Source organism: Sphingomonas sp. Leaf34 (assembly GCF_001421805.1).
Classification (GTDB): domain Bacteria; phylum Pseudomonadota; class Alphaproteobacteria; order Sphingomonadales; family Sphingomonadaceae; genus Sphingomonas.
Genome location: NZ_LMLC01000001.1, coordinates 567,429 through 593,265, shown reverse-complemented (window position 1 = coordinate 593,265; position 25,837 = coordinate 567,429). Strand labels below are relative to the sequence as shown.

26 protein-coding genes are annotated in these 25,837 nt (G+C 67.0%); 24 read left to right on the top strand and 2 right to left on the bottom strand.

The annotated features are described in order from the left end of the window. Positions 1–15 precede the first annotated feature (15 nt). The 9 genes from ASF00_RS02705 (at position 16) to ruvA (ending at position 8,571) form a co-directional block, all read left to right on the top strand. Positions 16–558: a DUF1003 domain-containing protein gene (locus ASF00_RS02705; protein WP_055873756.1), complete on the top strand. Its 543-nt coding sequence runs from the start codon at positions 16–18 to the stop codon at positions 556–558. Between the two features lie 29 nt (positions 559–587). Then, the gene (locus ASF00_RS02700; protein WP_055873753.1) at positions 588–1,331 is read left to right on the top strand and encodes a YebC/PmpR family DNA-binding transcriptional regulator; all 744 of its coding nucleotides are present in this window, start codon (positions 588–590) and stop codon (positions 1,329–1,331) included. Between the two features lie 210 nt (positions 1,332–1,541). Beyond that, a complete protein-coding gene (ruvC, locus tag ASF00_RS02695) occupies positions 1,542–2,042 on the top strand; it encodes a crossover junction endodeoxyribonuclease RuvC (RefSeq protein WP_055873751.1) in 501 nt (166 codons plus the stop codon). 297 nt (positions 2,043–2,339) lie between these two features. After that, on the top strand, positions 2,340–3,668 hold the full coding sequence (locus tag ASF00_RS02690; protein ID WP_055873749.1) for a BNR repeat-containing protein: 1,329 nt from the start codon (positions 2,340–2,342) through the stop codon (positions 3,666–3,668). Between the two features lie 182 nt (positions 3,669–3,850). Continuing rightward, entirely contained in the window at positions 3,851–5,020 is a 1,170-nt protein-coding gene (locus tag ASF00_RS02685) for a polysaccharide pyruvyl transferase family protein (RefSeq protein ID WP_055873746.1), read from the top strand. Between the two features lie 32 nt (positions 5,021–5,052). Continuing rightward, positions 5,053–6,684, top strand: a complete 1,632-nt coding sequence (locus ASF00_RS02680; protein WP_055873743.1) for an AMP-binding protein — start codon at positions 5,053–5,055, stop codon at positions 6,682–6,684. Next, positions 6,681–6,959 (top strand): acyl carrier protein, encoded by a 279-nt coding sequence (locus ASF00_RS02675; RefSeq protein ID WP_055873740.1) that lies wholly within the window; start codon positions 6,681–6,683, stop codon positions 6,957–6,959. The genes ASF00_RS02680 and ASF00_RS02675 overlap by 4 nt, the downstream gene beginning before the upstream one ends. Beyond that, positions 6,956–7,903 (top strand): alginate O-acetyltransferase AlgX-related protein, encoded by a 948-nt coding sequence (locus ASF00_RS02670; RefSeq protein ID WP_055873737.1) that lies wholly within the window; start codon positions 6,956–6,958, stop codon positions 7,901–7,903. Before ASF00_RS02675 ends, ASF00_RS02670 begins: the two co-directional genes overlap by 4 nt. 68 nt (positions 7,904–7,971) lie before the next feature. Continuing rightward, positions 7,972–8,571: a Holliday junction branch migration protein RuvA gene (gene ruvA, locus ASF00_RS02665; RefSeq protein ID WP_055873733.1), complete on the top strand. Its 600-nt coding sequence runs from the start codon at positions 7,972–7,974 to the stop codon at positions 8,569–8,571. 50 nt (positions 8,572–8,621) lie between these two features. Here ruvA and ASF00_RS02660 read toward each other — a convergent pair whose 3' ends face one another. Then, the gene (locus ASF00_RS02660) at positions 8,622–9,530 is read right to left on the bottom strand and encodes a 2-hydroxyacid dehydrogenase (protein WP_055875279.1); all 909 of its coding nucleotides are present in this window, start codon (positions 9,528–9,530) and stop codon (positions 8,622–8,624) included. Positions 9,531–9,584: 54 nt separating this feature from the next. On the opposite strand from ASF00_RS02660, the gene ruvB reads away from it, so the two are divergent. From ruvB to ASF00_RS02625, 7 genes are all read left to right on the top strand, one after another. Next, on the top strand, positions 9,585–10,610 hold the full coding sequence (ruvB, locus tag ASF00_RS02655; protein WP_055873730.1) for a Holliday junction branch migration DNA helicase RuvB: 1,026 nt from the start codon (positions 9,585–9,587) through the stop codon (positions 10,608–10,610). A gap of 219 nt (positions 10,611–10,829) precedes the next feature. After that, complete coding sequence (ptsP, locus tag ASF00_RS02650) at positions 10,830–13,103, top strand: phosphoenolpyruvate--protein phosphotransferase (protein ID WP_055873728.1); 2,274 nt, start codon at positions 10,830–10,832, stop codon at positions 13,101–13,103. 99 nt (positions 13,104–13,202) lie between these two features. Beyond that, the gene (locus ASF00_RS02645; protein WP_055873725.1) at positions 13,203–14,165 is read left to right on the top strand and encodes a helix-turn-helix domain-containing protein; all 963 of its coding nucleotides are present in this window, start codon (positions 13,203–13,205) and stop codon (positions 14,163–14,165) included. Between the two features lie 110 nt (positions 14,166–14,275). After that, a complete protein-coding gene (locus ASF00_RS02640) occupies positions 14,276–15,190 on the top strand; it encodes a tetratricopeptide repeat protein (RefSeq protein WP_055873722.1) in 915 nt (304 codons plus the stop codon). Positions 15,191–15,380: 190 nt separating this feature from the next. Continuing rightward, positions 15,381–16,349, top strand: a complete 969-nt coding sequence (gene tilS, locus ASF00_RS02635; RefSeq protein ID WP_055873719.1) for a tRNA lysidine(34) synthetase TilS — start codon at positions 15,381–15,383, stop codon at positions 16,347–16,349. A gap of 104 nt (positions 16,350–16,453) precedes the next feature. Then, positions 16,454–18,442: an ATP-dependent zinc metalloprotease FtsH gene (gene ftsH / locus ASF00_RS02630; RefSeq protein WP_055873716.1), complete on the top strand. Its 1,989-nt coding sequence runs from the start codon at positions 16,454–16,456 to the stop codon at positions 18,440–18,442. A gap of 63 nt (positions 18,443–18,505) precedes the next feature. Next, positions 18,506–18,889 carry a hypothetical protein gene (locus ASF00_RS02625; RefSeq protein WP_235525571.1) on the top strand — a complete coding sequence of 128 codons (384 nt, stop codon included), beginning with the start codon at positions 18,506–18,508 and terminating at the stop codon, positions 18,887–18,889. A gap of 15 nt (positions 18,890–18,904) precedes the next feature. On the opposite strand, the gene ASF00_RS02620 is transcribed toward ASF00_RS02625, so the two are convergent. Beyond that, positions 18,905–19,135, bottom strand: a complete 231-nt coding sequence (locus ASF00_RS02620; RefSeq protein WP_055873713.1) for a hypothetical protein — start codon at positions 19,133–19,135, stop codon at positions 18,905–18,907. Positions 19,136–19,206: 71 nt separating this feature from the next. Between ASF00_RS02620 and ASF00_RS02615 the strand changes: the two genes are divergently transcribed. From ASF00_RS02615 to ASF00_RS02580, 8 genes are all read left to right on the top strand, one after another. Beyond that, the gene (locus ASF00_RS02615; protein ID WP_055873710.1) at positions 19,207–20,469 is read left to right on the top strand and encodes a glutamate-5-semialdehyde dehydrogenase; all 1,263 of its coding nucleotides are present in this window, start codon (positions 19,207–19,209) and stop codon (positions 20,467–20,469) included. A gap of 4 nt (positions 20,470–20,473) precedes the next feature. Beyond that, positions 20,474–21,088, top strand: a complete 615-nt coding sequence (locus ASF00_RS02610; protein ID WP_055873707.1) for a nicotinate-nucleotide adenylyltransferase — start codon at positions 20,474–20,476, stop codon at positions 21,086–21,088. 1 nt (position 21,089) lies between these two features. Then, positions 21,090–21,497: a ribosome silencing factor gene (gene rsfS, locus ASF00_RS02605; RefSeq protein ID WP_055873704.1), complete on the top strand. Its 408-nt coding sequence runs from the start codon at positions 21,090–21,092 to the stop codon at positions 21,495–21,497. Between the two features lie 18 nt (positions 21,498–21,515). Beyond that, on the top strand, positions 21,516–21,938 hold the full coding sequence (locus ASF00_RS02600) for a 23S rRNA (pseudouridine(1915)-N(3))-methyltransferase RlmH (protein WP_055873697.1): 423 nt from the start codon (positions 21,516–21,518) through the stop codon (positions 21,936–21,938). A gap of 3 nt (positions 21,939–21,941) precedes the next feature. After that, positions 21,942–23,114 (top strand): murein hydrolase activator EnvC family protein, encoded by a 1,173-nt coding sequence (locus tag ASF00_RS02595; protein WP_055873695.1) that lies wholly within the window; start codon positions 21,942–21,944, stop codon positions 23,112–23,114. Positions 23,115–23,391: 277 nt separating this feature from the next. Beyond that, positions 23,392–24,783, top strand: a complete 1,392-nt coding sequence (locus ASF00_RS02590; RefSeq protein WP_055873692.1) for a S41 family peptidase — start codon at positions 23,392–23,394, stop codon at positions 24,781–24,783. 20 nt (positions 24,784–24,803) lie between these two features. Next, complete coding sequence (locus ASF00_RS02585) at positions 24,804–25,286, top strand: disulfide bond formation protein B (RefSeq protein ID WP_055875273.1); 483 nt, start codon at positions 24,804–24,806, stop codon at positions 25,284–25,286. Further along, on the top strand, positions 25,283–25,819 hold the full coding sequence (locus ASF00_RS02580; protein ID WP_055873689.1) for a demethoxyubiquinone hydroxylase family protein: 537 nt from the start codon (positions 25,283–25,285) through the stop codon (positions 25,817–25,819). The genes ASF00_RS02585 and ASF00_RS02580 overlap by 4 nt, the downstream gene beginning before the upstream one ends. Positions 25,820–25,837: the final 18 nt, after the last annotated feature.

The window sequence follows — 25,837 nt, the reverse complement described above, 5'->3', positions numbered from 1 at the left end:
GTTACGCCAGTCGCCATGGCCACATCCTCTCCGCTCGACGATCTCTCGCAACGCCTGCTCGGCAAATCTCCCGGCGAGCTAGACGACGAGCAACGCCGCGTCCTCGCGGGGATCGAGGCGGGGACAACGGTCAGCCGCGATGCCGCTGACCTTGCCGACGAACGCGCGACGTTCGGCGAGCGGCTGTCGGACCGGGTGGCCGCGGTCGGTGGGTCGTGGGCGTTCATCATCGCCTTCACCGCGGTGCTCGTGGGCTGGATGATCCTCAATTCGGACATCCTCACGCATTTCGGGCGGGCGTTCGATCCCTATCCCTACATCTTCCTCAACCTACTGCTGTCGACGGTCGCGGCGATCCAGGCGCCGATCATCATGATGAGCCAGAACCGGCAGTCGGCGAAGGATCGTCTCGCCGCGAGCCTCGACTACGAGACCAATTTGCGCGCCGAACTCGACATCCTGCGCGTGCATCACAAGATCGATCATCTGGTGCTGGCGCGGCTCGAGGCGATCGAGGCCAAGATAGACGGTCTGGCGAAAAGCGCGCCCGAGGCCTAAGAGCGGCGCTTCAGTTCAAAGAGGCACCGATGGCAGGCCATTCCAAATACAAGAACATCATGTACCGCAAGGGCGCGCAGGACAAGAAGCGCTCGTCGGCGTTCAGCAAGCTTAGCCGAGAGATCACGGTCGCGGCCAAGATGGGGCTGCCCGACGTCGACATGAACCCGCGCCTGCGCGCGGCGGTGAACGCGGCGAAGGCCGCGTCGCTGCCCAAGGAGAACATCCAGCGCTCGATCGACAAGGCGAGCCGCGGCGATGCCGAGAATTACGAAGAGATCCGCTATGAGGGCTTCGGCCCCGGCGGCGTGTCGCTGATCATCGAGGCGCTGACCGACAACCGTAACCGCACCGCGACCAACGTGCGCGTGGCGGTCGGCAAGAACGGCGGCAACCTCGGCGCGGGCGGTTCGGTCAGCCACGCGTTCGACCGCGTCGGGCTGATCTCCTATCCGGCGAGCGCGGGCGATGCCGACACGGTGTTCGAAGCGGCGCTCGAAGCGGGTGCCGAGGACGTCACGTCGAGCGAGGACGGCCATGAGGTCTGGACTGCGCAGGGTGACCTGCACGAAGTCGCCAAGGCGCTCGAAGCCAAGCTCGGGGAAGCCGAGGGGGCGAAGCTCGCCTGGCGCCCCCAGATCATGGTCGCGGTCGGTGCCGACGATGCGGCGACGCTGTTCAAGCTCATCGACGCGCTCGACGACGACGACGACGTGCAGACCGTCTGGGGCAATTACGAAATCTCCGACGAGATCATGGAGTCGCTGGGTTGAACGGCTTGCGGTTGAGATGAAGAAGGTGGGTTCACGCGGAGACGCGGAGACGCGGAGAACTGTGCCGTGTGGATCCGTCCTCCGCGCCAGCGGCCTCATATCTGTCGGCCAGCCTAGCGGAGTAAAAGTGCCGCTGACGCGAGACGCTCGCCAAACGCGCACCACCTCCGCGTCTCCGCGTCTTCGCGCGAACCACCCTTCTACTTACGCATGATTATTCTCGGACTAGACCCCGGCCTGGGCACCACCGGCTGGGGCGTCATCCGCGCCGATGGCAATCGCCTGAGCCATATCGCCAACGGCCAGATCAAGACCGATCCGTCGATGGCGCTCCCCCGCCGCCTCACCGCGCTCTACAACGCGCTGATCGACGTCATCCGCACCGAACGCCCCGACGGCGCCGCGGTCGAGGAGGTGCTCGGCAACACCAACGCGCAATCGACGCTGAAGCTCGGCCAGGCGCGCGGCGTCGTCTTGCTTGCCGCTGCCGGCGCGGGGCTGCATATCGGCGAATACCACCCCTCGACCGTCAAGAAGGGCGTCGTCGGCACCGGCGGCGCGGACAAGAAACAGATCCAGGCGATGATGGCGGTGCTATTGCCCGGCGCCAAACTCGCCGGCCCCGATGCCGCCGACGCGCTCGCGGTGGCGATCACCCATGCCCACCATGTGGCAAGTGCGGCGGCGCTGGCGCGTCGGAGTGGCACTTGACCGAATAGGCTCAACAACGTCAGTTCGTCTCAATTGCGGGGCAGCGTAGAGGTTGCAGGCTTCGGTCTGTTTTACACTGCAGTGCACCATTTTCCTTTGTCCGTCACTGAACAACAATTTGTAACGATCTTGTTTAGGCCACCAATAACGAAGGAAAATCGAGTATTTCTCGGTACCATCCGCATGATAGTACGCGGATCATCATGTTTTAATGGTAGGACGCTCATCGATGATCTTGATTGCGGTAACATGAGCGCGATATTAATTGCTTTGCTCGTCAGCTTATCGGTTCCGGTGATGTCACAGCCTGGTACCGGAAGCCAACGGCTTACCAGTTGCAAGCAGCCCGTTTCCGCTGGAAGCCCCAACGCGATCCGCATCGCGGCGCTCTGGACCGGTGTCGGTACGCCGATCGGCAGCGCTGCGAGCCGGGACGGGCACGTATTCGCGGCCTATTATAATGCCGATCGCTGGATGGAGGTCGTGGCGGTCGCGGCGAACCGCGCGAGAGTCTGCACGATCCGGCTGCCGTCGCGCTTCGCCGGCTGGGACGCGCATAACGGTATAGCGATGGCGATCGCGCCCGATGCTACGCTCCACCTGGTCGGCAACATGCATGCGAGCGCGATGTTCTACGCGCAGGGCAGCGCCGCCGACCTGTCGAACCTGCAGCCTGCCCGAATGCTCGGGCGTGATGAGGATCGTGCGACCTACCCGACGTTTCTGCACGATTCGGCGGGCAACCTGCTGTTCCTGTACCGAACCGGATCGTCGGGCGACGGGAGCTGGCTGATGAACCGCTGGGGCGGCGGGCGCTGGCAGCGGATCGGCCCGCTGTTCGTCGATCATGACGACCACGGCCATGTCAGTGCCTATCCCAGCAGCTTCGCGGTCGGGCCCGATGGCACCTATCACGTCGCGGTCGTCTGGCGGCGGACGCCCGATGTCGCGACCAACTTTGCCGTCACCTATGCGAGCACGCGCGACTTCGTGACGTGGCGCGGCGCCGGTGGGCGGTCGATCAAGGGCCCGCTCGGCCCGGACCAGATGGCGATGGTCGAGCAGACCGGACCGAATGCGGGGCTGGTCAACAGCGCGTCGGTGATCGTCGCCCCCGATGGCGCGCCGGTGATCCTGTACCCGCGACACGCCCGTTCGAGGAACGATACGATCGTCGCGGCGCGGCCGACGCGTGGCGGTGCGTGGCAGGTCCGCGAGCTGGCGGTGGCGGATGGCTCGACGTCGGTCGCCGGGGGCGGCGCGCTTGCCGCGCTGCCGTCGTTCGCCGTCCTCGCGCAATCCGGGTGGACCGCGACGCTGCGCCTGTCTTTCCCGCCGCGCGCGCACCCGGTCGTAGCGTTGAACCTGAAGACGATGACTGCGGCGCCGGGGCAGGTGCCGCCCGCGGATGCGCCGGTGGCCGTCTATACGCCTGCCCAAGTGCAGGGCATGGCCAAGGTCTCGACGCGGCAGTCGCCGGTGCTGGAGAACGGAGTAGATGGCCCGCGGCGCGCGACGCTGCGGTGGTTTGCGCAGGTCGCCAATGGCGACACGCCGCGTGCGTGTACGGCGGCTGCGCCCAAAGCCTGCGCGCCGCCGCCGGCCCCTTTGATACTGGAATACTGACCGCGTTCCGCCGGGTGACGGCAACACGCCGTCCCGCCGCGCACGGATTGGCGAAAAATGTTCAAGTTTTCGATGTGAAGCGCGCGCGCGCGCGGCTAGGTCATACGGTGCCTGCCCGGTATCCTAGGCCTTTTTCGCTTGCGGGATCCGCGCCCCCTTTCAGCGACTTCGAAAGAGTACCGATGGTCGTTTCCCAGCCCGCGCGTCGTGTCGCGATCCTGCCGAACCTGTCGATCGGCCAGCTCGGCGCCGCCGGGTTGATCCCGACCGCCAGCGCCGCGACGCTCACCGAAGCGCTTGGCGGCAACGCGGGCAATGTCGCCTATGTCGATGGGCTCGTCGCATCGCTCGCCGGATCGCACATGATCACGTGGAGCACGCCGCCCGAACTGGTACGCGCCAACGCCGACATCATTGTCGTCGCCTGCGCCAATCAATTGGGCGATCATGTCGACCTGTCGGGCTGGGCGGATCGTCTGTCGGCATTCGGCCTGCCGGTGGTGCTGGTCGGGCTGGGTGCGCAGGCCCCGGAGATCGGCCACCACCTCGAATTGAAGGCCGGCACGCGCGCGGCGCTGGACGTCGTTGCGGCCGCGTCGGGCGGCGCGCCTGCGATGCTGGTCCGGGGCGCCTATACGGCGGATGTCCTCGCGCGGCACGGCTACGCGTCGACCGTCATCGGTTGCCCGTCGCTTTTCCTGTCGCCGATAAAGGATCTTGGCGGGCGGATTGCAGCGCGGGTCGCCGCCGGAATCGGATCGCGGCCGGCGATCGCGGCGGGGCATCATCACTACCGCGACATGGCGCCCGAGCACCGGTTGATCGCGGCCGTCGATCGCGACGACGGCTGTTATGTCGTGCAGCATCCCGAGACGATGATCGCGCTGGCCCGGTCCGATCCCGCCGATACCGAAGGCGCGCCGTTCGCGCTGTTGGTGGAGCGCCTGCTGCCCGATCTGACTCTGCCGCAGGTGCGCGACTGGGGCCGCAGGCGCGCCTTCGTCTTCACCGACAGTCAGAGCTGGATGAGCTTTCTGCGTCGCTATGACTATGCGATCGGCCCACGCTTCCACGGCGTCGCGCTCGCGATCCAGGCCGAGCGACCCGGCGTCGTCCTATATGTCGACAGCCGCACGCAGGAGATGGCGCAGACAATGGCGATTCCGTCGCTGCCGTTCGAGGCGGTGCCGGCCAGCGATCTGCGGGACGTAATCGCGCGGGCCTGGACCGTCGAGGCCGGGATCCGCTTCGATACCCAGCGTGCGGCGCTTGCCACCGTCTTTCGCGCGGCGTTGCGCGATCATCGGATCGCCGTCGGCCCCCGGCTTTCGGCACTGTGTACAGGGCAGTGATCCTGGCATCGGGCACAGGGCAGCACGGTCTGATGCAAGCCCCTCCGGCCGACGCCGGGCTGCTCGCGCCGTTCATCGCGCGATACAGGGATGCGCCATCGTCGGTGCAGTTCGTGCTGGAGCATGCCGACGGCAGCGATGTCGTAACGCACGCGATGCTCTGGGAAGGCGGCCAGCGCTACGCGCACCTCTATCGCCGCCGCGACGCCGCGCCGGGCAGCGTCGTGCTGATCGCGCTGCGATTGTCGCCCGACCTGCTCTATGCGTTCGTCGGTGCAATCCTGGCGGGGTGCGTCCCGGCGATGATGCCGTTGCCCTCGACGAAGCAGGATCCGCAGCGGTTCTGGGACAGCCACGACCGTCTGTTCCGTCACATCGGTGGCGGGATCATGGTCACCGATGCCGCGGACGCGCCGGGGTTCGGTGCGGCCATCGCGGCGGGTCTCCTGTCGATCGTCACGCCGGCGGACGCGGTGCCGAACCGCGGCGATCCGATCCTGTGGGCGTGGGATCCCGACGCGGTCTGCTGTCTGCAGCACAGTTCGGGAACGACGGGGCTGAAGAAAGGCGTCACGCTGACCGCCCGCGCCATCGCGGGTCAGATCTCCAGCTATGGCACGGCGATCGGGCTGCGCGCGGACGACGTGATCTGTTCGTGGCTGCCGCTCTACCACGACATGGGGTTCGTCGCGACGTTCCTGCTGCCGTTGCTGACGGGGGTTCGTGCGGTAATCATCAGCCCGTTCGCCTGGCTATTGAATCCGCTGTCGCTGTTCGATCTGATCGCCGATCATCGCGGGACACTGGCCTGGCTACCCAATTTCGCGTTCAACCATCTCGCCAACTCTGCCGACCCGGCTCGCCGTGTCGACCTTTCGCAGATGCGGGCGTTCATCAACTGCTCCGAACCGTGCAAGCCATCGAGCTTCGACCGGTTCCTGGCGGCGTTCGAGGATTGGGGCGTATCCGTCGATCAGTTGCAGACCTGCTATGCGATGGCCGAAACGGTGTTCGCGGTGTCGCAGACGCGCCCTGGATCACCGGCCAGACGCTGCGAGGTCTCGGCGCGGGGATTGCGCGAGCACCGTCTGGCTTTCACCGGTGATGACTGCATCACACTGCAAGGCAACGGGCCACCGATCGATGGCATGGCGGTGCGGATCGACGGACCGGACGGCGTCGGCGAGATCCTAGTTCGCGGCGACTTCGTGTTCGACGGCTATTTCAAGCGCGATTCCGTCGCCAGCTTCAAGGATGGGTGGTACCGCACCGGAGATCTCGGCTTCCTGCACGAGGGCGACCTCTACATACTGGGCCGCCAGAAGGACCTGATCATCCTGCTCGGCAAGAACTTCTATGCGCACGAGATCGAGCAGGCGGTTGGCGAGGTCGACGGCGTGAAGGCGGGGCGGGTGGTCGCCCTGGGCCTCTTCAACGACGCGATCGGCAGCGAGGAGTGCCATATCGTCCTCGAACGCACGGGTATCGTTCCCGACCGATCGTTGCGGCTCGCGGTCAAGTCCAGGCTGCTCGACCTGCTCGGCCTGGTGCCGAAGAAGATCTCGATCGTGGATCAGGGCTGGCTGATAAAATCGACCTCGGGCAAGATGAGCCGCGCCGACAACAGCGAAAAATACCGTTTGGAACGACAGGAGCGCGCATGACCAGAGACGCAATAGGCGAGGGGATCTTTGCGATCGTCGCCCGGACGTTCGATGCCGACGCGGCGGACTTCGACGAGACGACCACGGCGGACGATGTCGATGGCTGGGACTCGCTGGCGCACGCCACGCTCCTGATCCGCATCGAAAAGCGGTTCAACGTCGATCTCGGACCCGCCGGGAGCGAGGCGCAGGACCTCGGCGCGTTGATCGATCTGGTGGATCGCCGTCTGGGCGACGGTCCGCAAGACGACGCACAGGACGGACCACGGTCATGAGCGATGCCGCCGATACCCGGGCGCGCTTGGCGGCCAAGGTGATCCAGGGCGCGGACGGTTATCTCTTCCACCGCGATCACGATGCGGTCGATCAGGTCACCGGCGCGCTGCCACTCGCGCCGCAAGACGTCGCTGCGTGGCGCGACAGCATCGAAACGCGTGCCGCCTGGTGCAAGGCGAACGGGATCGCCTTCCGGATGATGATCATCCCCGAAAAGCACGTGGTGTACGCGGACAAGCTGCCGCCCACTATCGTACCGGCCGCAGACCGCCCCGCGCTGCAGATCCTGGCCAGCCTCGATGCCGACACCCGCGCGCTCTGCTCCTATCCGGTCCAGCCGCTGATCGACGCGCGCAGCGCGCGCGAAACCTATCTCCAGACCGATACGCACTGGACATTCTATGCGGGCTTTCTCGCCTACCGGATGCTGGTCGACGATCTGGCACGGTCGGTGCCGCTCCCCGTCCGCATCGACGAGGCGGATTTGTCCTTTGCGGCGCGCACCCACGTCGGGGATCTCGGCGTGCGCCTCGAGCCCGAACGCGACGAACGTACCGAGACCGTCGGGCATCGGACCGCACGGCCGTTCCAGCGCGTCTTCGAAAACAAGAAATTCTCACGCGGTGCGCTGTCGATCTACGAATCGGATGATGCGAGCTTGCCGCGGTGCGTGCTGTTTCGCGATTCGTTCGCGAATTATATTATCCCGCATCTCATCCCGACATTTTCGCGGCTGGTGGTGATGAGTTCGGACAGCATGCACTATGACCTCGTGCGTGCCGAGCGGCCCGATGTCGTGATCTTCACGATCATCGAACGGTTTCTCGGGATGCTCGACGGCACCGGGCAGCGTCATCTTCCCGACGACCTGACCGGCCCCGATTTCGCCGCTCTGACGGGATCGAGCCCCACCGAACTGGCGGCCTACACCAGCCGCGCCTGACCTCGATGTTTAGCCGATGACGGCACGGAGGATGACGCGGCGCTTCCTATGTTCTACCGGTCTCGGCAATGATCGCACATCTCAAAGGCAGGCTGGACTCCACAGGCATCGACCATGCAGTGATCGATGTCGGCGGCGTCGGATATCTGGTCGGCGCGTCGGCGCGCACGCTGTCGGCGCTTGGGCCGGTCGGCGAGGCGTGTACGGTATTTACCGAGCTGCTCGTCGGCGAGGATTTCCAGCGGCTCGTCGGGTTCTCCAGTGCGGACGAACGCGACTGGTTTCGGTTGCTGACGGGCGTGCAGGGGGTCGGCGCGCGGGTTGCGTTGGCGATCCTGTCGGCCTTGGAGCCGGTCGACCTGAGCCGTGCGATCGCCAGCGGCGACAAGGCGATGGTCGCGCGGGCGAATGGCGTCGGTCCGAAGCTCGCCCAGCGCATCGTCATGGAACTGAAGGACAAGGTCGGCGGCATCGCACTCGGGCTCGGGCCGGCGGTCGTCAATGCCGCGCCCGGCGCATCGGCGGATGCGGTGTCGGCATTGCTCAACCTTGGGTTTCGGCCGAACGAGGCGAGTGTGGCCGTGGCGGCCGCGGACGAGGAGTTGGGAACCGGGGCCTCGCTCGATGCGCTCGTGCGACTGGCGCTACGCAAGGCGTCCAAGTCTTAGCGACGGCGGGTCTCTTCACCTCGGCGGGCGCACTTGCGATCCGCGTAGGCTCAAAGCGGCGTGATCAACGGTGTGCCGGCAAAATGCGCGTCGAGATTGGCTACCACGAGCGCCGCCATCGCTGCCCGGCCATCGACGGTCGCGCTGCCTTGATGCGGCGACAGGACGACCTGGCCCATCGTCTTGAGCGCATCGGGCACGGCGGGTTCGTCGGCGAATACATCGAGTCCAGCCCCGGCGATCGTTCCATCCTCGAGCGCCGCGATCAGCGCCGCTTCGTCGATCAGGCTGCCGCGAGCAATGTTGACCAGGATCCCGTCGCGACCAAGCGCCGCGAGAACGGTTGCATCCACAATGTGCGACGTCGCATTGCCACCGGGGGCCGCGATGACCAGTACGTCGCACGCCGCCGCAAGCTCGGCGATATCGGCATGGAAGACGCCTGCGAAATCCGGTTTGGCGGAGCGCGCGGTATAATGGAGTTCGCTGGCGAACGGTGCGGCGCGCGTTGCGATCGCCTTGCCGATCCGGCCTAGTCCGAAGACGCCGATCCGCCGTCCGCTCGCCCGGCGTGCCGGATCGACCTGCCAACCGCCGCCCCGCACTGCACAGTCGTTCGCGACGATCCGCCTTTGCACCGCCAGCATCAGCCCGATCGCGAGGTCCGCGACGTCGTCAGTCAGCACGTCGGGCGTCGTCGTCACCGCGATGCTGCGTGCTCTGGTCGCGGCAAGGTCTATCCCGTCATACCCAACGCCGTGGATCGCCACGATCTCCAGTGCGGGAAGCCGATCGAGCAGCGCGGCATCGACCACGCTGCTGCCGCCGCCGACGATCGCCCGCGTCGTTGCTGGCGGGCTCTGACGGTGTAACGTGAAGCGCTCGGCCAGCGTCGCCGCCAGCGCCGGCGAAGCGCCCGCCAAGAGATACAGGTCGGGATGATTGGTTTCGTTGGTCATGACCATCTCATAGCCACCTTGCCCCCTTCACCGCGAGCGCGCTATCGCGAGCGGGTGACCGATACAGACCGCATCCTGACTCCCGCCAAGCGTCCCGAAGACGTCGATGCGGCGCTTCGTCCGAAGAACCTTGATGAATTTGTCGGGCAGAAGGCGGCGCGGGAAAATCTGCGCATCTTCATCCAGGCGGCCAAATCGCGCGGCGATGCGCTGGATCATGTGCTGTTCTTTGGGCCGCCGGGGCTCGGCAAGACGACGCTCGCGCAGATCGTCGCGCGCGAGATGGGGGTGGGGTTCCGCGCCACCTCGGGGCCGGTGATCGCCAAGTCGGGCGATCTTGCCGCGCTGCTGACCAATCTCGAGGATGGCGACGTGCTGTTCATCGACGAGATCCACCGGTTGCAGCCCGCGGTCGAGGAGGTGCTCTACCCGGCGATGGAGGATCGCGCGCTCGACCTGATGATCGGCGAGGGGCCCAGCGCGCGCTCGGTACGGATCGACCTGCCGCGGTTCACGCTGATCGGCGCGACGACGCGGCAGGGGTTGCTGACGACGCCGCTCCGCGATCGCTTCGGCATCCCGGTGCGGTTGCAATTCTATACCGTCGAGGAGCTGGAGCGCGTGGTCTCGCGCGCAGCCGGGCTGCTTGGGCTCGGCATCGCCAAGGACGGTGCGATGGAGATCGCGCGTCGCTCGCGCGGGACGCCGCGGATCGCCGGGCGGTTGCTGCGGCGCGTGCGCGATTTCGCCAATGTCGCGGGGCACGAGACGGTCGATGCGCGCGCGGCTGATGCGGCGCTCAACCGGCTCGAGGTCGATTCGCTCGGGCTCGATGCGATGGATCGGCGCTATCTGATGATGATCGCGGACATTTATCGCGGCGGGCCGGTCGGCGTCGAGACGCTGGCGGCAGGCCTGAGCGAACCGCGCGACACAATCGAGGAGGTGATCGAGCCGTATCTGATCCAGTTAGGCTTGATCGCGCGCACTGCTCGTGGCCGATTCCTGAATGCGGGCGGTTGGAAGCATCTCGGCCTGAACCCGCCGGCCGGAAGCCAGGACGGCTTGTTCGACGCGTAGACAGCGCTGCCCCACCCCAATGTGTCCCTGCGAAGGCGGGTTCAGACTGGGCTCCCGCGTTCGCGGGAGAGCAAGGGGGCAGGGGGAGCGGTTCAGGATACCGATCTGTCTTGCACCACGCCTCGTTGTAAGAAAACGCATCATCGGATCGTTTGCGCTTGTGCCCGGCATCGCTTTTGTTGCGTGGCACCCAAGCCGTTCATCTGTTAGCCAGCGGTCATGCCCCTTTCGGCCGCCGCCTCCGCCCGCGAAATCCTCACCAGCCTTCACGATGTGATGGCCGCGCGCACGTCTGCGCAAGCCAAGCTCAATTCGGTCGTCGGCATCATCGCCACCGCGATCCACAGCGAAGTCTGTTCGATCTACCTGTTGCGTGAAGGCGTGCTCGAACTGTTCGCCACCCGCGGCCTCGATCAAGCGGCGGTCCACGTCACCAAGCTTGCGCTAGGCGAGGGGCTCGTCGGCACGATCGCCGAGGACGTCGAGGTGCTCAACCTCGACGAAGCCGCGAGCCATCCGGACTTCGCCTACAAGCCCGAGACCGGCGAGGACCGGTTCCACAGCTTTGCCGGCGTGCCGATCATCCGCCGCGAGCGGTCGGTCGGTGTGCTCGCCGTCCAGCACACCGATCGCCGCAAATATGCCGATGTCGAGATCGAGGCTTTGCAGACGGTCGCGATGGTGCTCTCCGAGCTGATCGCCAATGCGGGGCTCATCGACACCACCGGCGGCGGCGCGGATCGGCCGCAGTCGACCGCGGCGATGCGCATCCCCGGCCAGAAGCTGGTCGATGGCATGGGCGCGGGGTTCGCGGTGTATCACCAGCCGCGCATCCACATCGAACACACCGTCGCCGAGGATACCGACGCCGAGCGGCACCGAGTCTATGCGGCGTTCGACAAGATGCGCGAAGGCATCGACCGGATGACTCGCGAGGCGGAGTTCGGCGTCGGCGGCGAGCATGTCGAGGTGCTCCAGACCTACAAGATGTTCGCCTATGACGAGGGCTGGGCACGGCGGATCAACGAGGCGATCGATTCGGGTCTGACCGCCGAGGCGGCGATCGAGCGCGTCCAGCAGCGCACCCGCCAGCGTATGCGCCAGATCGACGATCCGCTGCTCGCCGACCGGATGCACGATCTGGAGGACCTGTCGAACCGGCTGCTCCGCATCGTCTCGGGCCAGATGGGCACCGCGGCGCAGATGGGGTTGCGTCAGGACACGATCCTGATCGCACGCAATCTCGGCCCCGCCGAGCTGCTCGAATATGACAAGAGGCGGCTGAAGGGCGTGATCCTCGAAGAGGGATCGCTGACCGCGCATGTCACGATCGTCGCGCGCGCGATGGGTGTGCCGGTACTCGGCCGCGTCCGCGACATTCGCCGGTTGGTGGCGGAGGGCGACATGCTGCTGCTCGACAGCGCCGAGAGCAATGTGTTCGCACGGCCCTCGGCGGCGATGGAGGAGGCGTTCGACGCGCGGCTGGCGATGCGGCAGAAGCGCAAGGCGGCGTTCGCGGCGCTGCGCGACGTGCCGCCGGTGACCAAGGACGGCCACCGCCTGACCGTGATGGTCAATGCCGGGCTCCGCGACGACGTCGCCGCACTCGACGTGACCGGCGCGGACGGGATCGGGCTGTTCCGCACCGAATTCCAGTTTCTCGTCTCGTCGACGCTGCCGCAGCGCGAGCGTCAGCACCGGCTGTACCGCGAAGTGCTCGACGCGGCGGGCGAGCGCCCGGTGATCTTCCGCACTGTCGATATCGGTGGCGACAAGGCGCTGCCCTATCTCAACAAGGAAGACGTCGACGAGGAGAACCCGGCGATGGGCTGGCGCGCGCTGCGCCTGGGCCTCGAACGCGACGGGTTGATGAAGGTGCAGGCACGCGCGTTGCTCGAAGCCGCCGCCGGCCGGACGCTCAACGTGATGTTCCCGATGGTCAGCGAGCCGTGGGAGTTCGACGAGGCGCGCGCGCTGTTCGAGGCGCAGCGTCACTGGCTCGAGGGACGCGGGCGCAAGCTGCCGCTCGCGATCCGCTATGGTGCGATGCTCGAAGTGCCCGCGCTCGCCGAGATGCTCGACGTTTTGCTGCCGCGGATCGAGTTCCTGTCGATCGGCACCAACGATCTGACCCAGTTCCTGTTCGCCGCCGATCGCGCCAACCCGAAGCTCGCCGAACGCTACGACTGGCTCAGCCCGTCGATCCTGCGGTTCATCGCGCGGCTGGTGCCGCCGACGCGCGCGGCGGGGGTCGATCTGGCGGTGTGCGGCGAGATGGGCGGGCGGCCGCTCGAGGCTATGGCGCTGATCGGGCTGGGGATCGAGCGGCTGTCGATCACCCCCGCGGCGGTCGGCCCGATCAAGGCGATGACGCGATCACTCGATCGCGCTGCGCTCACGACTTATATGACAGCGTTGCTGGCGGATCCGCCGCGTGACATGCGCGGTGCGCTGACCGCCTGGGCGACCGAAAACGGCGTCGAAATCGTCTGAGCGCCCGAAAGCTGCGCTTCTTGTCCGCCTGCGCGTTGACACGGCTTGGGCCCTCTGAAAGACGGGGGCATAACACGTAGTCCGGCTTCGGAGACAAGAATGGACGAGGTCGATACCGGCCAGAACGCTGCGCCCGCTGTACCAGAGCGTGCTGGCGACATTCTTCGGAACAGCCGCGAATCGCAGGGGTTGAGTGTCGCGGATATCGCCGCGCGGACGCGCGTGCCGCTACGGCATCTCGAGGCGATCGAGGCATCCGACTATAGCGCGCTGCCGTCGTCCACCTATGCGGTCGGCTTTACGCGCGCCTACGCGCGCGCGGTCGGCGTCGACGAGGTCCGGATCGCGCAGATGGTCCGCGACGACGTCGCTAAGCTCGGCCGCCGCACGCCCGAATATGAACCCTATGAGATGACCGACCCGTCGCGCGTGCCCTCGCGCGGGGTGGCGATCGTCGCCTTGGGCCTCGCGATCGCGGTGCTGGTACTGGTCGGCCTGTGGTACGGCACCGACATGTTCCGCGGATCGACCACGTCGTCGACCGTGGCGCCCATCGCCGAGACCGCGCCGAACCCCGCCGCGCAGACCGCGCAACCCGTCCCCGCGCCGGCGACCCCGGCGAACGGGCAGGTCACGCTGACCGCCTCGGACGAGGTTTGGATGCGCGTCTACGATGCCGACAACAAGACCCTGTACCTCGGCACCATGAAGCCGGGCGACAAGTTCGACGTGCCCAAGGATGCGAAGGATCCGATGATCAACATCGGTCGCGCGGACAAGCTGGCGGTGACGCTCAACGGTGCGGCCGCTCCCGCGCTCGGCACCGGCGAGCGCGCGATAAAGGATGTCCGTATCGGTGCGCCGGCGATCGCCGCGCGGATTGCGGGCACGTCCGAGCCGCAGCCTGCGCCGGCGGCTGCGACCACGGCATCTGCTCCTCGCGAGCGGTCGCGTCCCAGCCGTCCGCGGACGCAGCGCCGTCCGCTGAGCGAGACGCAGCGCGCCAATCTGGATGCAGCCGCTAACCCCCAGCCTGCCGCTACGGCAACGCCCGATCAGTAAGTCTCGGTCGGGGATGGACATGGGCCATTGCCGGGGTCTTAAGGCTGGCGACAGGATGGGTAGTGCAGCTATACCCGGACGATTAACCAATCCACCGGGGGGTGTGGCTCATGCGTAAGTCAATTCTGATCGGCGTCTGCCTCGCGGCTCTCTCGCCCGCTGCCGTTCAGGCACAAAATGTCGAGGGCCGCGTCGGCAAGCTCGAAAGCGAAATGCGCGCGGTCCAGCGGAAAGTCTTTCCGGGCGGCGCGGGGCAGATGCTCCAGGCTGAAGTCCGCGCGCCGCAAAGCGAGCAGGGCCCGGGGCCGGGCTCGCCCGCGACGAGCGCGCTGGCCGATGTGAACCAGCGTGTCACCTCGCTCGAACAGCAGATGACCTCGCTGACCGAGCAGATCGAGCAGAACCAGAACCGCACGCGCCAGTTGCAGGACGCGTTCGACAATTATCGTCGCTCGAACGATGCGCGCGTGAAGATGCTCGAGGCCGGCCCCGCGCCGATCGCGGCGGGCGGCCCGATCGACTCCGACGACACGTCGAGCGGCCCCGCGCGCCCGTCGACGCGTCCGGAAACCGCGAGCCGTCCCGGCGCCGCACCCGCCCCGACCAAGGTCTCGGTCGAGAAGCCCTCGACCGGCGACCCGGCGGAGGACGAGTATATGTATGGCTACCGGCTATGGGCGGCCAAGCAATACCCGCAGGCGGAGGCGCAGCTGAAGAAGGTCGTCGCCGAATATCCCAAGAGCAAGCGCGCGAGCTATGCGCAGAATCTGCTCGGTCGCGCCTATCTGGACGAGGGCAAGCCGAGCCTCGCATCGATGGCGTTCTATGACAATTACAAGAAGATGCCCGATGGCGAGCGCGCACCCGACAGCCTGTTGTACCTGGGGCAGGCGCTGACCAAGCTTAACAAGCCCGCCGATGCCTGCAAGGTGTATGACGAGCTGAACGACGTCTATGGTGCGAAGATGGCGGCGGCGATGAAGGGGCAGGTTGCCGCCGGACGCGCCGCGGCGAAGTGCAAGTAAACCAGCTCCCGATGGTCATGCGTGACTTCCGGTTCGTGGTGTCGGGTTGCGCTTCACCACCCCGGCGCAGGCCGGGGCCCAATTGGGAAAGCCTGTATAACGTGGTGCTGTGCTCAGTCATCTCCGTCCCCCAATTGGGCCCCGGCCTGCGCCGGGGTGGTGAAGTCTCACATGGCAAGGTGGTTCTGGCATGACCGAGGAAGGCCGCCGTTTCGCCGCCGACTATGCGCGGCTGGCAGGCGATATCGTCAACCCGGTGCTTGCCGTATCGGGTGGCCCCGACAGTATGGCGATGCTCACGCTCGCGCACGAGGCGCTTGGCCCCGGCTTCACGGTTGCCAGCATTGACCACCGCCTCCGCCCTGACGCGGTCGAGGAATCGGCGATGGTTGCCGCGCACTGCGCCACGCTCGGCATCGCGCACGCGACGCTCGCGCCGAGCGAGCCGATCACCGGCGCCAGCATCCAGGCGCAAGCGCGCACTACGCGCTATGCGCTCCTCACTGATCATGCCCGCACGATCGGGGCGGGGGGGCTCGTCACGGGCCACCACGCCGACGACCAGGCCGAGACCTTCCTGATGCGCGCCGCGCGCGGGTCCGGGCTCGCAGGATTGGCGGGCGTTCGCGCGCGCACCGAAGTTCACGGCGTTACGGTCATTCGCCCGCTTCTCGACTGGCGCCGCGCCGAACTCCGCGCGATCGTCCGCCGTGGCGAAGTGCCGTTCTTCGACGACCCTTCGAACCATGACGATCGCCACGACCGTACGCGCTTCCGCCGGTTGCTGGGCGACAACGAGTGGCTCGGCACGCCCAACCTCGCGCGCGCCGCAGCCGCGCTGGCCGAGACTGATACCGACGTCCGCGCGATGGTCGACTGGATCTGGGCGGACCGCGCAAAGGTCGGCGGCGGCGAGGTAAAGCTCGTGGTCGCCAGGCTGCCACGCGAGATCCTGCGCCGGCTCGCGCGCCGGGCGATCGGCGCGGTGCGCGCCGAAGCGGGTATCGTCGCGCCCGAATGGACCGAGGCTGCGAATGTCGAAAAGCTGCTCGACTCGCTGATGGCGGGGAAGCGCACCACGCAGGCGGGGATCATCGCCAGCGTGCGCGGCGACGTGTGGCGGTTCCGCGAGGCGCCGCCGCGTCGGGCGGGTGCCTGAACCACATGGCGGTTCGTTCACACTGATCACCACAAGTCGCGTCTTGTTCCATTGCCATTAACCTGCGCGCGCTTATCTTGTGCGCTGAAAGGTATCGTGCACCCATGAGCGACAACGACAACCGCGGTCAGAAGCCCCAGGGCCCCGGAAACGGCGGCCCCGAGAATGGCGGCGGCAATCCTTGGATGAAAAGCCTGCTGATCTGGGTCGGCATCCTGCTCGCTCTGGCGCTGTTCGTGACCATGTTCGACGGTCGCACGGCAGCGTCGGGTGGCAACACGATTGCCTATTCGGCGTTCCTCGACAAGGTCGACGAGGGTACCGTCAAGGACGTCAACATCTCCCGCGATATCATCTCGGGGACGCTGTCGTCAGGTGAGAAGTTCAAATCCTACCCGATCCAGGATTCGACGCTCGTGCCGAAGCTGCGCGAGAAGGGTGTCGCGATCAGCGCAAAGCCCGAGGAGGGGCCGTCGATGCTGGCGCTGCTCCTTTATCAGTCGCTGCCGTTCCTGCTGTTCCTTGGAATCGCATTCTTCGTGCTGAAGCAGATGCAGAAGAATTCGGGATCGGGCGCGATGGGCTTTGGCAAAAGCCGCGCGAAGATGCTGACGCAGAAGGAAGGCAAGGTCACTTTTGCCGACGTCGCGGGCATCGACGAAGCGCGTGAGGAACTCGAGGAAATCGTCGAGTTCCTGAAGGACCCGACCAAGTTCGCGCGCCTCGGCGGCAAGATCCCCAAGGGCGCGTTGCTGGTCGGTTCGCCCGGTACCGGCAAGACGCTGCTCGCCCGCGCGATCGCAGGCGAGGCGGGCGTACCGTTCTTCACGATCTCGGGTTCCGACTTCGTCGAGATGTTCGTCGGCGTCGGTGCCAGCCGCGTGCGTGACATGTTCGAGCAGGCCAAGAAGTCAGCACCGTGCATCGTCTTCATCGACGAGATCGATGCGGTCGGTCGCCACCGTGGCGCCGGGCTCGGCAATGGCAATGACGAGCGCGAGCAGACGCTGAACCAGCTGCTGGTCGAGATGGACGGCTTCGAGGCGAACGAGGGCATCATCATCATCGCCGCGACCAACCGTCCCGACGTGCTCGACCCCGCGTTGTTGCGTCCGGGCCGCTTCGATCGCCAAGTCGTGGTGCCTCGCCCCGATATCGAGGGCCGGATCAAGATCCTCGAAGTCCACATGAAGAAGGTGCCGCTCGCTCCCGACGTCGATGCGCGCGTCATCGCGCGCGGCACGCCGGGCTTCTCGGGCGCCGATCTCGCCAACCTCGTCAACGAGGCGGCGCTGCATGCCGCTCGCAAGGGCAAGCGTCTGGTGGCGATGGCCGAGTTCGAGGAGGCCAAGGACAAGGTCATGATGGGCGCCGAGCGCCGCAGCATGGTCATGACCGACGACGAGAAGCGGATGACCGCCTATCACGAGGCCGGCCATGCCGTCGTCGCGATGCACGAGGCCGCGTCGGATCCGATCCACAAGGCGACGATCATTCCGCGCGGTCGTGCGCTGGGCATGGTCATGCGTCTGCCCGAGCGCGACAGCTACAGCTATCATCGCGACAAGATGTACGCGAATCTCGCAGTGTCGATGGGTGGCCGTGTCGCCGAGGAAGTCATCTTCGGCTACGACAAGGTGTCGTCGGGCGCGAGCGGCGACATCCAGTACGCCACCGGTCTGGCGCGCGACATGGTCACGCGCTGGGGCATGTCGGACAAGGTCGGCCCGCTCGAATATGGCGAGCCGGAGGGCGAATCGTTCCTCGGCTATTCGTCGAGCCGTCCGTCGCGCATGTCGAACCAGACCGCGCAGCTGATCGACGACGAGATCAAGCGGATCGTCGAAGGTGGTCTTGACCGTGCCAAGCAGGTGCTGAGCGATCATGTCGACCAGCTCCACACGGTCGCGGGGGCGCTGCTCGAATACGAGACGCTGACCGGCGACGAGATTAAGCAGCTGATTGCTGGCGAGGATCTGGATCGTCCGGATCCGGGTGCTAAGACGTCGAACGTCCCGCGTGCGGGCACGTCGATCCCGAAGACGCGGCGTCCCAATGGACCGTTCGGCACGCCGACCCCGCTGGGGGCCTGATCCGGTTCACCGATTAGTCAGCTAAACTGCTCTATGGGCGGTCTTTTCTCGGAAAGGCCGCCCATGTCGTATTTGCATTCGAAGGCTGTAGTCGCTGCAGTGCTGATCGCCGGCGTCGCGTTGCCCGCGAATGCAGCAATGACCGTCGGCACTTTCCTGTCGCGCGCCAACGCGCTGCGCGACCAGGGTCCGATGGCGTTCATGTCGCCCGAGCTTCCAGCTTTGAAGGCGGAGGCGAAGGCCGCGACAAATCAGTTGAAGGCCGACCGCGCCGCGCGTGCCGCGGCGGGCAAGCCGCCGATAGCCTGCGTTCCGGAAGGCGAGACGGTCGGCATCATGGACATGCTCGATGGCCTGAACGAACTGCCGGCCAGCTATCAGAAGCGCCCGCTCAAGGACGGCTATGCGCGCGTCTTGGCGAACCTGTACCCGTGCGGGCGTGGCTGATCGGGTCGCGCCGACCTAATCGGCCAGGCCGTGCAGGAGCCGCAGGACAATAAACGCCAGCAGGACTGTGAACGCGAACGTCAGCAGCGCCACCGTGCGCCACGCCGCGGCGCGCTTCTGAAGATCATACGCGCCGCGCAATTGCGCGAACATGTGGACCGGCGGGATCACAAGGGCGTCCAGCCGCAGCATTGGACCGGGTACCCCGATGACATGGCCCACGATTAGCACGATCGTCGGCAGCATCCCCTGTAAGATCGGCAGCGTAACGAGTTCGTGGCGTTGGCGCGAGGGGCTTCGCATGCTAGCGCGCGGCCATGGACGCTGCAGCAAATCCGACCGACGTGATCGCTGGAATGGGCCGCCGCGCGCGCGCCGCCGCGCTGGTGCTGGCGTCGCTGCCGACCGCGCGGAAAGCCGCTGCGCTGGTGTTGGCGGCGGAGTCGGTCCGTGCCGCGTCGGCGGAAATCCTGACGGCGAACGCAGCGGACATGGCGCGTGCGACCGAGTCCGGCCTGTCCGGCGCGTTGCTTGATCGTCTGCGGTTGGACGCGGGGCGGATCGCGGCGATGGCGGACGGCGTGGCGGCCGTCGCGGCGCTCGCCGACCCGGTCGGGCAGGTCATCGACTCGCGCGAACGACCTAACGGCCTCAAGCTTTCGCGCGTGCGCGTGCCGATCGGCGTGATCGGCATTATCTACGAAAGCCGCCCCAACGTCACTGCGGACGCAGCTGCATTGTGCGTGATGGCCGGCAACGCCGCGATCCTGCGCGGCGGGTCCGAGGCGGTGGCGAGCAATCGCGCGATCCATGCGGCGCTGATGGCGGGACTGGCGGCGGGCGGGGTGCCTGCCGGTGCAATGCAGCTCGTGCCGACCACCGATCGGGCCGCGGTCGGCGCAATGCTGACGGCGGACGGGGTGATCGACCTGATCATCCCCCGCGGCGGCAAGAGCCTCGTCGCGCGCGTCCAGGCCGAGGCACGCGTGCCGGTGCTCGCGCATCTCGACGGCATCAACCATGTCTATGTCGATGCGTCGGCGGACCCGGCGATGGCGGCGGCGGTCCTCGTCGATGCCAAGATGCGCCGCACGGGCGTGTGCGGTTCGATGGAGACGCTGCTGATCCACCGGGCGTATCCCGAGGCCGCGGCGCTGATCCGGCGTCTGGCCGATGCCGGTTGCGTGGTGCGCGGCGACGCAGCGTCGCGCGCGCTCGTGCCCGACATCGCGGTCGCCGATGCCGCGGACTGGGACACCGAATATCTCGACGCGATCGCCTCGGTCGCGATCGTCGATGGCCTCGACGCGGCGATCGCGCACATCGCCCGCCACGGTTCGCATCACACCGACGCGATCATCGCCGAGGACGCTGCCATCGCCGAGCAATTCCTGACCGCCGTCGACAGCGCAATCGTCCTGTGGAACGCCTCCACCCAGTTCGCCGATGGCGGCGAGTTCGGGCTGGGCGCGGAGATCGGCATCGCCACTGGCCGCCTCCACGCCCGCGGCCCCGTCGCGCTCGAGGGGCTGACGACCTACAAATGGATCGGCCGCGGCACGGGGCAGGTGCGCGGTTGATGCGATGACCCGCGTCGGCATCCTCGGCGGGTCGTTCAACCCTGCGCACCGCGGCCACCGTGGCATCACGCTCGCGGCGATCGAGGCGCTCGCGCTCGACGAGGCGTGGTGGCTGGTGTCTCCCGGCAATCCGCTCAAGGACGCCGCGCGCGACATGGCGCCGCTGGCCGCGCGTCTTGCCTCGGCGCAGCGCATGGCGCGCCGCGCGCCGATCCGCGCGACCGATATCGAGTCGCGGCTGCACACGCGCTATACGCTAGACACGATCCGCAAGCTCAAGCGTCGCTACCCCAAGATCCGCTTCGTCTGGCTGATGGGCGCCGACAATCTGGCCGACTTCCACCGGTGGAAGAACTGGCGCCAGATCGCCCGCGAGGTTCCGATTGCGGTAATCGCGCGGCCGGGATATGACGGGCGCGCCCTCGCGGCCCCCGCGATGGGTTGGCTGCGGCGCTTCCAACGGCGCACAGACCATGCGAAGAGCTGGACGACGTGGAGATTGCCGGCCCTTGTGCTGTTGCGCTTCCGACCCGACCCGACCTCCGCAACCGGCCTGCGCGCCAAAAATCCCGACTGGGTCCAGCACGTTGCTGGTCCGGTAGTTTTACCCAGGAGCTGACTTGGCCACTTCCCCTACTGCCCCTCGCGCGACCGACCCCGAAGAGGTTGAGGCACTGCATCGCCTGATCCTCGCGTCGCTCGACGACGACCAGGCGGTCGAGACGATCTCGATCCCGCTCGCGGGCAAGACGAGCATCGCCGACTATATGGTGATCGCCAGCGGTCGTTCGACCCGCCAGGTCGCCTCGATGGCGCAGAAGCTGGCCGAGCGGATCAAGGCCGAGTTCAAGCGCCCGGTGAAGATCGAGGGCCTGCCGACCGCCGACTGGGTGCTGATCGACGCGACCGACATCATCGTCCACCTGTTCCGCCCCGAAGTCCGCAGCTTCTACAATCTGGAGCGGATGTGGGCGTTCGGCGATGCGCCGACGCCGCCGGCCATGCCGACCTTCACCGACGAAGACTAAACCGACCCCGAGGCGGCGATGCTGCTCCACATCGTCGCCCGCGGACGGATCGGGCGGTCGCCCGAGGCGGACCTGGTCGACCGCTATCTCAAGCGGATCGTTTGGCCGACCAAGGTCAGCGAGCTCCCCGACACCGGCGGCAAGATCCCGCTTGTCGGCGAGCAGACCAAACGTATCCTGCTCGACGAGAAGGGCGAGACGCTCTCCTCGACTCAGTTCGCGCACAAGCTTGAGCGGTGGCGCAACGACGGCGTCCGCGAGGCGCGGTTCATGATCGGTGCCGCCGACGGCTTCGACGACGCCGCGCGCGACGAGGCCGACCTGCTCTTTTCCTTCGGCCGTGCGACATGGCCGCATCTGCTGGCGCGCGCGATGCTCGCCGAGCAGCTTTTCCGCGCGACCAGCATCCTTGCCAATCACCCCTATCACCGCGAAGGGTGATGCATGAGGCTAGGGGGCGTTCTCGCGATCGCGGCGCTGTTCGCGGCGGCGGGCGTCACCGCGCAGACTGACGCGCCCGAACTGGCGAGCGAGCAGCAACGCCTGGTCGCGGCAAAACGCGACGCTGCGATCGCCGCCGCACGCGCCGCCAAGCTCACCGCCGCTGCCACGCAGGAGCGCAACGCCGCCGACAAGGCGCGCCGCGACGAGCAGGCACTCGCCGCCCGCGTGACCGCCGCCGAAGCCAATCTCGCGACCGCCAGCGCGCGCGTGACGCTGGTCGACCGCCTCCTGTCCGATCAGCGCGCCAGGCTCGGCCGCGCGCAAACCCCTGTCGCGCGGCTGCTGGCGGCGTTGGAGGCGCTCGCCCGCCGGCCGACGATCGTCGCGGTTGCACAGCCCGGCTCGGTCGACGATCTCGTCCACGTCCGCGCGGTCCTCGGCAGCGCGTTGCCCGTCGTCCGCCAGCGCACGCACGCTGTCCGTACCGCGCTCGCCGAGACGCGCCGCCTGCAGGCCAGCGCCGCGCTCGCCGCCAAGGCGCTCTCGGACGGCCGCGCGCGCCTGGAGAACGACCGCCAGGCCCTCGCCAACCTCGAGGCGCAGCATCGCCAGCGCAGCGTTTCGCTTGGCCGCGGCGCGCTCAGTGAGTCCGATCGGGCCTTGGCGCTCGGCGAACGCGCGCGCGATCTTGTCGACCGCATGGCGGCCACGACCAACGCCAAGACGACCGCGGCCAGCCTGATCGCGCTTGCCGGTCCACTGCCGCGTCCGATCGCGCCCGGCACGTCACCACCGGCCCCCCCGCGCGGCGTATACCGCGCACCGGTAGCGGGCCGGCTCGTCACCGGCTTCGACGAGGTCTCGGACTCGGGCGTCCGGTCACGCGGGCTGACGTTCGTCACCGCCCCGCGCGCGCGCGTCGTTGCTCCCGCGGCCGGGACGATCCGCTATGCCCGCCGCTTCCGCGATTACGGGATCATCGTCATCATCGATCACGCCGACGGGTGGACCAGCCTCGTCACCGGCCTCGCCGCGACCGACGCCAAGCCCGGCGACCGCGTCGCGATGGGCGCCCCGCTCGGCACCGCCCCCGGCGACGCCCCCAGCATTACCGTCGAACTCCGACGCCAAGGCCGCCCCGTCGATGTCGCCGCGTTTATAGGATCGCGCTGAGCGCCTAAGCGCTTGCTCTTATATCCTCCCCCGCCAGGGGGAGGTGGCTGGCACTTGCCAGACGGAGGGGGAGGTAAGGGCAACCTTTGTCCCGTGTCCTCCCCTTCCGTCGCCTTCGGCGCCATCCCCCCCCTAGCGGGGGAGGATCGAAAGCCCGCCAGTCAGCCCTCATTAACGGCGACCCCGCTTTGCTCCGCGCGCGTTGCCGCCGACGCTTGGCTACGCTACGCCGTTACGACGCTAACATACCGTCATTTCTCAGGTTGCAGGACCATCGATGCCTCGTCCTATACTGCGTACCCCGATCCTTACCGCGACGGCGATCGTCGGCGCGCTGACCCTGATACCTCTCGCCACCTCGGCGATGGCGGCGGTCGACACCGACACCTACCGCGAGTTCGACCAGTTTCTCGACGTCTTCAACCGCGTGAAGGCGGAGTATGTCGACAAGGTCGATGACAAGACGCTGATCAAGGGCGCGATCCAGGGCATGCTCTCCAGCCTCGATCCGCATTCCAGCTATGTCGACGCGCTCGACTACGAAAACCTCCGGATCATGACCGAGGGCAATTACGGTGGTCTCGGCCTGACGGTGCAGATGGAGGACGGCGCGATCAAGGTCGTCGCCCCGCAGGAAGACTCGCCGGCAGCCCGCGCGGGCGTCAAGTCCGGCGACTATATCACGCATATCGACCGCAAGCTGATCTACGGCGATTCGCTCGACGAGGCGGTCGGCAAGATGCGCGGCAAGCCCGGCAGCACGATAACGCTCGGCCTTGTCCGTCCTGGCCGCGACAAACCGCTCGACGTAACGATGACGCGCGAGATCATCGTCCAGAAGCCGGTGAAGTGGGAAGTCCGCGGCGACGTCGGTTATATCAACATCAACACGTTCAGCGAGAACACCGGCGCGGACACGCGCGCGGCGATCATGGCGATCGACAAGTCACTCGGCCACCGCCCGCTCGGCTATGTCGTCGACCTCCGCGAGAATGGCGGCGGCTTGCTCACGCAGGCGATCGAAGTCAGTGACGCGTTCCTCGATCACGGCGAGATCGTTTCGCAGCGCGGTCGCGAGAAGACCGATATCGAACGCTATTACGCCAAGCCTGGTGACGATGCGCACGGCCTGCCGGTCGTCGTCCTCACCGATCCCGGCACCGCGTCCGCGTCCGAGATCGTTGCCGGCGCCCTTCAGGATCATCACCGCGCGCTGATCATGGGCGAGCGCAGCTTTGGCAAGGGCTCGGTCCAGACCGTGCTCCCGCTCGGTCCCGAGACCGCGCTCCGCCTGACGACCGCGCGCTACTTCACGCCGTCGGGTCGCTCGGTGCAGGAGGGCGGGATCGAGCCCGACATCAAGGTCCCGCAGCTCACCGATCCCGACTACAAGTCGCGCCCGGTGTTCCGCGAGGCGGACCTGCGCAAGCACCTGATCAACGAGGTGAAGGCCGACAACGCGGTGCTCGAGGAGGATACCAAGACCGACCCCCGCTTCGCGCAGACGCCCGAGCAATTGAAGAAGCAGGGCATCGACGACTTCCAGCTCTATTACGCGCTGAAGACCGTCGCGCGGCTCGGCGGCGCCGCCCAGGTCGCTGCCGCCACCAAGCCGCGCCCGATCAAGCCCGATCCCACCGCCGCCGCCGCCAAGGCGCCTAACAAGTGAGCGTGCGTCGCGGGTTGGGCATGACCAAGAACGAAGAGATCGCGCGCGCCATCGCGTTCCTGCTGCCGGCATTCCTGCTGCTCGGCGCGCTCGGCTCGCAATATCTTGGCGGGCTGTATCCGTGCGAGATGTGCCACTGGCAGCGCTGGCCGCATTATTCCGCGGTGCTGATCGCCGGCGCAACGTTCTTCGTTCCCGGTCGCTCGCTGCGCGCGTCGCTGGTGATCATCGCCGGGCTTCTGATCGGCCTTAGCGGGCTGATCGGCATCGCGCATGCCGGGGTCGAATATCACTGGTGGAACGGTTTTACCGCCTGCACCACGACCGTCTCGATGGCGGGTACCACTGTTGCCGAACGTCTTGCCGCGATCATGAACGCGCCGATGGTACGCTGCGATTCGCCGCAGTGGAAATTGCTCGGAATCTCGCTCGCCGGCTTCAACGCCATCTTTTCCCTCGCCGGTGCGTTCACCATATTCGCACTCATGAGGAAGACGAGATGAGCAGCTGGAAGCCAGGAGACGCCAAGCGCGCGACCGATTCGATGATTCGCGTCGACCAGGCGGGCGAATATGGCGCGATCCGCATCTACGCGGGCCAGCTTGCCGTGCTTGGTGATCGGCATCCTGCGTCGCGATCGATCCACCACATGGCGCAACAGGAGGAGCGCCACCGCGCATTCTTCGACAAGATGATTGTCGAGCGCCGCGTGCGCCCGACGGTGCTGCAACCGATCTGGAAGGTCGCGGGCTTCGCGCTGGGCGCCGTGACTGCGGCGATCAGCCCGCGCGCGGCGATGGCGTGCACCGCGGCGGTCGAAACCGAGATCGACAAGCATTACGAGGAGCAGCTTGTTCAGCTTGGCGCCAGCGATCCCGAGCTATCGGCGGCCATCCTCGATTTCCAGGCCGAGGAACTCGAACACAAGGCGACTGCGATCGCGGCGGGGGCCGAAGAGACGCCGGGGTATCCGGTACTGAGTGCTGCGATCCGGCTTGGTTGCAAGGTTGCGATCGCGACCGCCAAGCGGATCTAGGCGGACCGAATACGGCTC